The organism is Terriglobus sp. YAF25 (assembly GCF_052113305.1).
In the GTDB taxonomy this organism is placed as follows: Bacteria; Acidobacteriota; Terriglobia; order Terriglobales; family Acidobacteriaceae; genus Terriglobus.
The window spans coordinates 1-5267 of record NZ_JBFRCY010000294.1 but is presented as its reverse complement, the minus strand read 5'-3'; the positions used below and the strand labels follow the sequence as shown (position 1 = coordinate 5267).

5 protein-coding genes are annotated in these 5267 nt (G+C 59.1%); 1 reads left to right on the top strand and 4 read right to left on the bottom strand.

From position 1 onward, the window contains the following. Positions 1-33 precede the first annotated feature (33 nt). From larE to AB4043_RS13530, 3 genes are all read right to left on the bottom strand, one after another. Complete coding sequence (gene larE / locus AB4043_RS13540; RefSeq protein ID WP_442300262.1) at positions 34-879, bottom strand: ATP-dependent sacrificial sulfur transferase LarE; 846 nt, start codon at positions 877-879, stop codon at positions 34-36. A 14-nt stretch (positions 880-893) separates the two neighbouring features. After that, a complete protein-coding gene (locus AB4043_RS13535) occupies positions 894-2207 on the bottom strand; it encodes a lactate racemase domain-containing protein (protein ID WP_442300261.1) in 1314 nt (437 codons plus the stop codon). An 88-nt stretch (positions 2208-2295) separates the two neighbouring features. Then, positions 2296-3039, bottom strand: a complete 744-nt coding sequence (locus AB4043_RS13530) for a FadR/GntR family transcriptional regulator (protein WP_442300260.1) — start codon at positions 3037-3039, stop codon at positions 2296-2298. A 291-nt stretch (positions 3040-3330) separates the two neighbouring features. Here AB4043_RS13530 and AB4043_RS13525 point away from each other — a divergent pair, with 291 nt between their 5' ends. Next, entirely contained in the window at positions 3331-4635 is a 1305-nt protein-coding gene (locus AB4043_RS13525) for a glycosyltransferase (RefSeq protein WP_442300259.1), read from the top strand. A gap of 198 nt (positions 4636-4833) precedes the next feature. Here AB4043_RS13525 and AB4043_RS13520 read toward each other — a convergent pair whose 3' ends face one another. Continuing rightward, the gene (locus AB4043_RS13520; protein WP_442307273.1) at positions 4834-5223 is read right to left on the bottom strand and encodes a response regulator; all 390 of its coding nucleotides are present in this window, start codon (positions 5221-5223) and stop codon (positions 4834-4836) included. Positions 5224-5267 lie beyond the last annotated feature (44 nt).

Below are 5267 nucleotides of genomic sequence, written 5' to 3'. Positions count from 1 at the left end.
GCATGGGGCAACCGCATGCCGGTAGATAAGGACTTATTGGTTGCCAGTTAGGTTAGCTGTGAGGGTTGAAATAGGGAGAATGGCGTTCATGCTGCCGCTGCGGTAGCCCTGTGTATCGAGCGTCACATATTGGAAGCCCGCGGCGCGGAGAGCAGTGGTGATGCTGTCGAGCGCTTCCATCGATAGGGCGCGTGGAAGTTCTTCGCGTGCGATCTCGACGCGGGCGAGTGTGCCATGGTGCCGTACACGGACCTGCAGGAAGCCAAGGGCATTGAGCGCGTCTTCAGCGGCCTCTACCTGGGCCAGAGCCTCCGGTGTGACCTCGCGGCCGTATTCGAGTCGCGACGAAAGGCAGGCCGAAGCGGGCTTATCCCACACGGTGAGATTGGCGTTGCGAGCCAGGGTGCGGATCTCCTGCTTGCCGAGCTGCGCAGTCGCCAGCGGAGCCGTGGCATGGTGCAGTGTTGCAGCACGCTGGCCCGGGCGGAAATCGCCGTTGTCATCGAGGTTGCGGCCATAGGCGATGGTGGCGATGCCAAGCTCCCGGCTGAGTGCTTCCATGGCGTGGAAGAGCTCGTCCTTGCAGTGGAAGCAGCGCTGACTGTCGTTGCGAACGTAGTCCGGCTTCTCCATCTCGCGGGTGTTGATCACGCGGAGAGGAATGCTGTGCTGCTGTGCGAAGTCGATGGCTGCCGAGAGATGCTTCCGCGGCAGGCTGGGGGAGTCCGCGATGACGGCCTGCATGCGGTCGCCGAGGACCTGGTACGCCTCCCATGCCAGATAGGCTGAGTCGACGCCGCCGGAGTAGGCCACGAGAAGATGTTCGCTCGTGGCCAGCTCCCGGCGCAGGGTTTCGCGTTTTGCTGCGAGTGTGTCCATATACAGTTGCTGCGTTACAGATTCTTGCCGTAGTCCAGGCGGTTAGGGTTATGCAGCTTCTCGGCAGTCGCCCACAGGCCGGCCGAAGGCGTGCTGATGTAGAAGACTTCCTCACCGTCAGGCATGGTGTTCCAGCCTTCCTTCATGACGGCGGGGTCATAGCGCTTCTGCATCTCGGCGCAGTCGGCGTAGTCGTAGCCAACCTGCTCGATCTCTTCCTTGCTGAGATGGCCGGGAGCGTAGGTGATGGTGAAGCGGTCTTCGCTGGAGCCGTGGATCAGGTGCGCCACGCCATGCGGAATCTCCTGCATGTCGGCCTCGGTCTTGTAGAGCGAGAGCGTGCGCGGCGTTCCCTTGTAGCCATACTTGCGGATAAGGGCATCGACCTCGGGCTGTTCGCCAAAGCGCTCCACGCCGGGGGCGATGATCAGCAGCTCGCCGCCGTCTGCGATCGCCATACGGGTGCGGTAGACCGCCTTGTTCGCGACCCAGGTTGCCCGGAACTCATCGGCCTGCATCACGGCGACGACCTTCTTGATGGGCTTTTCGAAGACTGTGATGTTCTGCTCACGGCTCTTGCGGGCGGCCTGCAGATAGGTGTCGAGATCGTCGCCGACGAAGATGCCGCTCGTGACCAGCTTATTGTTGGCGTCGCGCTGCATCACGATCTGTAGATAGACATCCGGCAGATGCTTCAGCAGATTCTCTTCCGCCCAGTTATAGGTCGCGCGCAGTGGTGTGATCAGGCAGCCCAGGTTGTTCTCAATGCCGTAGACGGCAGCGGCGATGTGCGAGGCGCAGATGGTCTCCTTGCCGCCAAGGCCGATGAAGTAATTCTTGTTGTGGTTGGCGAAGCCCAGCACTTCGTGGGGAACCACGTGGCCGACGTTGATGATGAGGTCCCACTGCTGGTCCATCAGAACAGAGTTCAGGTCGACGGGGATCTCCCAGTCAGCGGCGCCCTGGGTGGTCTCCTTCACCAGCGAGGCAGGGATGGTGCCGATGTGGGTAACGCCGTTGCGCCAGTCATGGGGAAGGATGCGCTCGTGCGGAATATCGCCGAACATCCACTTGTTCTCGGCTTCGGTGTGGGGAATGTGCTGGCCGAGCGTGGGAATCACCAGGACATGAGCGTCGGGAAGCGCCTTGTAGAGCAGCTCCGTGATCTTGCCGGCGCCGGAGTGGGCACGGGTGAGATCCGGGGGAAGCAGCAGAACGCGCTTCAGGTCCTTGTTGATGCGCGTGCGAGCTTCGGTGAGAAGGCGGTCAACGGCGGATTGGATCTGCGCTTCGGTGAGGGCGTCGCCCTCAATGGAAAACCACGGCATGGGTTGTTTCGTCTCCTCTGGGGCGGCGATGCGCCTGCCTCAATGATTTTAAGGATGTCATAGTTGTCTGACCAATTTCAAGAATTGGTCAGGCAGGTTTCCGGGAAGTGGATTTTCGGGCAGATTTTTTAGGGCGGGTCGTCTTTTCCGGCTGACCGGCAAGGATGTCTTCCACGTGGCGCAGGTGGTTGCGCATGGCGGCGCGGGCTGCCTGTGGATCACGTGCTTTGATGGCTCTAAGGATCGCCTGGTGGTCGCGCAGCGTCATCTGCTGATGATGCTGCAGTCCGGCAAGGTGCGAGAGCGAGTGGAAGATGGGCGAGAAGATGCCCGCCCACAGGCTGTCCACAATGCTGGCGAGGACGTTGTTGCGCGCTGCTTCGGCGATCGCGACGTGAAAGTGACGGTCGGTGATCTGTGCATTCTGCCCGGCTGCATCGAGCGCCTTCATCTCCTGAATAGTGGCCTCAATCTGTTTGAGCTGTTCGGCAGAGGCGTTGAGAGCAGCATCGGCAGCGATCTCGCCCTCGATTAAAAGACGCGCTCGCAGCAGCTCGAATGGCCCCGGACCCGCATCGAGYAGCAACGGAACCTGATGCGGCGCCTGACGGATATAAGCGCCGGAGCCGACACGGATCTCGAGCTGTCCCGCGATCTCCAGGGCGATCATCGCCTCGCGGATCGTCGGCCGGGAGACGTTGAGTTTGCGGGCAAGGTCTTTTTCAGAGGGTAGACGTTGCCCTGGCTCAAGACGGTGCTCCCGGATGTAGGCGGAGATCTGTTCTGCTACGCGCTGATAGAGCCGCGGTGTGGGATGGCTGTTCGAGGACATGCTTCGCCACCATGGTACGCGATGGATGAAGGAAAACGTTTTTCTTGTATTTTGATCGATTTTCGCGGAACCGATCAGATGATTTGGGCGTATGCTCATTTCGGAGATACTTCCGCCCTTCTTCATGCAGTCTGCGCCGGTCGTCGATGACCGCAGGAAGATCTCACGTCCCCCTTTCGGTTGCAGTGTTCAGGCGCTCTTTCAGGAGCAGTGATGCGTATGCGTCATCGCGCACATGCTGCCCGTTTGTCTGCGTGCCCTTATTTCTACTTTGTCAGGAGTTTCCCTTCGATGAAACACGTTGTTATCGCTGCTACACCCGTTCCAGGTCATTTCAACCCCATGATGGCGGTGGCTCAGCATCTGGCTGCCAATGGATATCGCATTACCGTACTGACGGGTGAGATCTACCGTGATTGTGTCGAGACCGCCGGTCTCGGCTATGTGCCGCTTGCTGGAGCGGCGAACTATGACATGCGCTACCAGGATGTTTACTTTCCTGAACGCAGCCGCGTCGAGCCTGGTCTGCCGCAGATCACCTATGACATGCAACATGTCTTCGGAGACGCCATTGCGGAACAGTACGCCGCCTTGCAGCGCCTGGTGGATACTGAAGGCGTCGATGCCGTGTTGGCGGACTTGCTGTTCATGGGCATCCTTCCCATGTTGATGAAGTCACGCGCCGAGCGTCCCGCAATCATCTCCTGCGGCATTGTGCCCTGCATGTGTCGTAATGCCGAGGTCTCTCCGTTCACTGGGCATGACAGCTCTCCTGAGGGACTGCAGCGTAATGCGGAACACAACGCTCAGATCGCGGCTGCGCTTCAGCCGGCAACTGATTATGTGAGCGACAAGATCGAAGCATGCTGTGGCGAACGTCTGGAGACCTTCCTCTTCGATGAACTGTACGAGCGCCCCGACCTGTTTCTGCAGTTCACCACTCCGGCATTTGAGTTTCCGATGAAAGAGCTGCCGCACAATATGGCCTTTGTCGGGCCTATGATTCCGAAACACGACGATGTGGAGGCTCCTTCGTGGGTTCAGGCTCTCGATCCCGCGAAACCGGTAGTGTTTGTGACGCAGGGCACAATCGCCAACTATGACTTCAACCAGTTACTTCAACCCGCACTGGATGGCCTGGCCGATGAGCCGGTGCAGGTCGTCGCAACCGCTGGCGGCGCTGATGCGAGCGCGGTGCGCATTCCTGCGAATGCCCGGCTGGAGAGCTATCTGTCGTACGCGGCCATTCTGCCGAAGACGGACGTCTTTGTGACCAATGGAGGTTACAACGGCGTACAGATGGCCCTACGTGCTGGGGTGCCGATTGTGAGTGCCGGTGCTTCGGAGGATAAGCCCTTCGTCTCTGCGCGTGTGGCATGGAGTGGCTGCGGTGTCGACCTCAGGACCGGGACGCCGACAGCGGAGCAGATTCGCGATGCAGTACGGACGGTTCTCGCAGAAAGCCGCTACCGCCAGAAGGCACAGGCGATGAGTTGTGCATATGAAGGATGCGACGCGTTGCGCAACACCCTGTTGGCGATTGAGCCCTTTATCAACAGCAGCGTCATTGCGGAAGAAGAGCTGGCGAGCGTCTAGCCCTGCAGTCACACAAGATGCCCCGCATCTGTAATGTCGGGTGCGGGGCATCTTCGTTTCGGCATTGATGCGGGGCACTAGAGCATTTCTCCTAAGAGGGTAGTGCGGAGTTTTGACTGCTTGCGCCGTTTTCCTGCGAAGAAAACGGCATTCGCGGAATTATCCAGAGCTACGGCATTAGGAGAATTGCTCTAGAGGTTAGTTGCAAAGCTCGAATGGCAGCGAGTGACGTATCTCCCGGAGCAGCTCTGCGGGGTGGATTGGTTTGTGCAGCAGCTCGAAGTCGTAGCCCCGGTTTCGAGCTGACTCCAGAAGGTCCACGGTGCCGGCTTGACCAGAGAAGAGCAGCACCTTGCATGGCGTGATCTTTTTCATAGCGATGGCGAGCTCGATGCCCGAGAGATAGGGCATCATGACATCGCTGAGAAGCAGATCGGGTGGTGTGATGAGGGCCATCTCCAGCGCGCGACGTGGATCGTTGAAGTCGCAGGCAGAAAAGCCCTCTTGCTTGAGAATCGTCGCAAGAGACCTTGAGATCAATGTTTCGYCGTCAACAACGAAGATAAGCGGACGATTTTCGTTCGTCATCTGCTTCACCTCGATTTCTTTCGATGAGCGCTGCTTCTAAATGC